At 39.0% G+C, this 3,802-nt stretch carries 3 protein-coding genes; 1 reads left to right on the forward strand and 2 read right to left on the reverse strand.

Annotation, left to right across the window (positions count from 1 at the left end; genetic code table 11):
* Positions 1-666 (reverse strand): SDR family oxidoreductase (locus DBR11_RS28370; RefSeq protein WP_108555894.1); only part of this gene is annotated, 666 nt, incomplete at its 3' end.
* A gap of 214 nt (positions 667-880) precedes the next feature.
* On the opposite strand from DBR11_RS28370, the gene DBR11_RS28375 reads away from it, so the two are divergent.
* A complete protein-coding gene (locus DBR11_RS28375; RefSeq protein WP_108555892.1) occupies positions 881-2,704 on the forward strand; it encodes a tetratricopeptide repeat-containing sensor histidine kinase in 1,824 nt (607 codons plus the stop codon).
* A 64-nt stretch (positions 2,705-2,768) separates the two neighbouring features.
* Here the strand turns inward: DBR11_RS28375 and DBR11_RS28380 are convergent, their stop codons facing one another.
* On the reverse strand, positions 2,769-3,650 hold the full coding sequence (locus DBR11_RS28380; protein WP_108555893.1) for an alpha/beta fold hydrolase: 882 nt from the start codon (positions 3,648-3,650) through the stop codon (positions 2,769-2,771).
* Between the last annotated feature and the right edge of the window lie 152 nt (positions 3,651-3,802).

A 3,802-nucleotide genomic window follows, 5' to 3' on the forward strand; every position in this document is an offset into this window, starting at 1 on the left:
GTCTTTAATATCAGTCAATCCACCTAGTGCAGACGCAGACTTGTGATAATCAACCGCGGCAGAACTCTCCTGCCCATAGAAAAATGGGGTGTCCATCGGTCCGGGTGCAACTGCAGTAACTGAGATACCCCTGCCGCCAAATTCTTTTGAAGCCGCCCTTGTAAAATGTTCAACAGGTGCTTTGGCACCCGCATACGTAGAATATAAACCCGTATAAGCAGCCAGCAACGACGTAACGATCGTGCAGATCTTACCATTGTCATTTATCTTTTTTCCAGCCTCCTGTAAAAAGAAATAAGCCGATTTGGAGTTGACACCAAACATGGTATCATATTCGGCCTCAGTAGTGTCTATAAACGGCTTTTTCAATACCATGCCTACGGTGTTAATAGCTACATCAATACCACCGAATCTGGCAATAGCTTCATCAAAAAATCTGGTTACATTTTCTACTTTTGTGAGGTCGCCTTGAAACAAGAATGCTTCGGCCCCCAATTCCTGCACCTCTGCTAAAGTTTTTTCACTTTCTGTCTTTGCACTTTCACTATTGTAGTGAATAGCTAGCTTTGCACCTTTTGCTGCAAACTCTCTGCTTAACAATCCACCAAGGTTTTTACCGCCGCCGGCGATTAAAACTACTTTCCCCTTTAAATCATTTCTTGCCATAACTTATCATTTTAAGTACACGATATCCACACGTACAACGATATCAATTTACAAACACGATTAAGAAAGAGCAATCAGGATGCATAATACAGCAAAAACATGCTACTAAATCTTAAAGAACTACAATATTTTGTGACCAGTAATCACTCCAAAAAAGCACTATTGCGGCTCGAGAATTGAAATTTTTGCAGTATTTTGCCTATTCTAATTAATTATGCTTTATCTATCACCAAAACGATGTTTGCTCCTGATTTTATTGATAAATGCTTGTAACAACGCTGCCCAAGGCCAAATCCGGCAGATCGAGCAGGAATTACGAGGATTATCTTCAATCAAAGACAGTGTTGCCCTTATTAACAGCTTAAACAGACTCGGGACACTTTACAGAACCAGAAATGCAGACAGCTGTTTTTATTATGGGGTCAAGGCTAAAGGTATGGCTGCGAATATACATTACCAGAAGGGCCAAACAGAGGCCGACCATTCAATTGCCTTCGCGTTTTATAAAAGAGGCTTATATGCGGAATCATTGGACCTGTTCGGAAAGATATTATCTCAGTATCAGCAAATTAATGATACCGAAAAAATTATCGTGGTCTACCTGGATATGGTCGCTGTTATGAACAAGGGTGTCTCCGATAAAGCAAAGATCATTTCACTTTTGCAAAAGACTATCCGAATCGGGCAAAAGCTAAAAAAAGATAGTATTATGTCTAAGGTATATGCACACTATTGTCTCCGGAATCCGGATCTTCCAGAAGATAGTGTTCATTACTACCTGAGCAAATCCAATGAAATTGCAAGCCGCTATAAAGATGAAACCATGCTGACGTACAACCGGCTATGGCAAGGACGTTTGTTAATTTCAAAAGGTCGGTTACAAGAAGCTTTAACACTTGCAAAACAGTCGTTACTTGAAGCAAAGCGTACTGGCAACACAGATATGCTGATCAACTCCTTCTTCCTGCTGACAGAACTTTATGATAACAATAATAACAATCCTAAAAAAGCGCTTGAATATCTTTATCAGGCTTATGAGGCGGCACAAAAAAATGGAGACAGCTCCTTGGAAATATACATTTTACATAATGCATTAGAAGTAGCGGAACAACTAGGGGATAAAGACGAAATCATTAAAGTTTATTTTGAACTGGATAAGTCGATTACAGCAGAATGGGAAAAATCAAAAAAGTTTATCAATGATTATGTCGCATACAATGCTGTACAAGACCAAAACAAGTTATTAAGCGAAAAAAATGCGCAGCGAACCTTATGGTTGATAATCATTTCATTTTCCTCAGCAATGATTGTACTGACCATCTATCTAATGATGCTCCGTCGCGACAGAAAAGCGAAAGCTCAGATAGAAGCGCTCAACGACATGGCCACTATGCAAATCATGGCCATGGAAGAGGCTAAACACCAAGCGGTAAAGGAAGAACAACAACGACTTGGACAAGACCTTCATGACGGTCTTTCATCATCCATTGCTGCCATCAGATATCAATTAGAAACACTAATGATGGATACCAGTGATATTGAACTGAAAAAAAAATTGGATGTGCTCCAAAAGGAAACGGAAAATGCTTATAAAGCAGCGCGGAACAAAAGCCATGAATGGTTCAGTGCTGCTGATGAGCAACTAGAGCAATCGTTTGAAAAGCAAATTATATTACTTACAGATAATGCTCTGCCTGATAACAGATACAACAAAAATATCCACATAGACAATAGCGCATTATCAGGTGTTGACGTGGACACACGAATAGCATTACTCCGCATCATTCAAGAGGCCATCACCAATATTATCAAACATGCCAAAGCTAAAAATGTGGGTATTCTGATTTATGAAGAAGAGGAGAACTTATTATTAACCATCAATGATGATGGAATAGGCTTAGATGAAAAGAAACCTGACAAGGGAAAATCAACCATAGGCTTACAGTCCATTCGCCGCCGTGTTCAATATCTAAATGGTGTAATTGAGATAAATTCAAACACCAAAGGCACTGAAATAATTGTATCTATCCCGTTATAGCCATACCTTCCCCAGTCCGTAGGTAAGAATCCTAACCATCAACATTACGTCTGATCAATACAAATTAGCCTAAAAATTCTTTGATATAATTTGCTGTTTCTCTTGGCTTTTCTGCAAGCATAAAATGCCCGCTACCCTCAACTTTTACCAATTGCAGATCTGTTGTATAGTTAGGAAGCGTATTTTGCAACATCTCAAATCCAGTTGCACCTATTCCAATGACCGGCATATTGAGTTTCGCATAAGCTTTTATATCTTCTATATCCTGTGGAAAAGCTTGATACCATGCATTTGACGCGCGTATGCCATCGTTACTGTCGTAGGCAAATGCATAAATGGCTTTATCAAACTCATCCATACTGTTTTGGTCATTTAACAAGTTTTTAAATATCCACGCTATAACAATAGACATGCGACCTGCAAGCAATTGTTCCGGGAGTTCTTTTACCTGATTGAAAGCAAGCCACCACGGGTAAAGATAATTCGCCCCCAGCATTGGAAGCATAGGTAATTGATACATTCTTGCATCAGGATGTGGTGTATCTAAAACAATTAACTTTGAAGTACGCTCCGGAAAATTAGCTGCAAAGCTAAAAGCAACATGCGCACCAATATCATGACCGCCAATATTAATGCTCTTGTAACCCAATTTTATGACCAGTTCATAGACATCTTTAGCCATATTTTTTTTGTCATATCCGCTTGATGGCTTTCCCGAACTCCCCATCCCTCTCAGATCTATAACTATAACATGGTATTTTCTTGCAAGCTCAGGCATTACTTTATGATAAGCCCACCAGGTTTCCGGCCAGCCGGGCAGCAGAATCAAAGGTTCCCCATTACCGCCTTCAACATAATGTAGAGTTGTTCCATTTACTTCTGTATAATTGTTTTTAAAGCCTGGCAGCGATTTTATGAGTTCTTCGGCTGAATATTGCATTTCCATAGAATTATATATAACTGGGTACTATTTTTATTGTGAAGGCAAAATTATCTACTAATTTTGCAACATACAAGTATGAAGTATACTACATAGTTCACTTTTTTTTTATATAACAATGAAACTAATAAATCAGCTTTCCAAAGAAACAGGGATAC

Source organism: Pedobacter sp. HMWF019 (assembly GCF_003061025.1).
Taxonomy (GTDB): Bacteria; Bacteroidota; Bacteroidia; order Sphingobacteriales; family Sphingobacteriaceae; genus Pedobacter.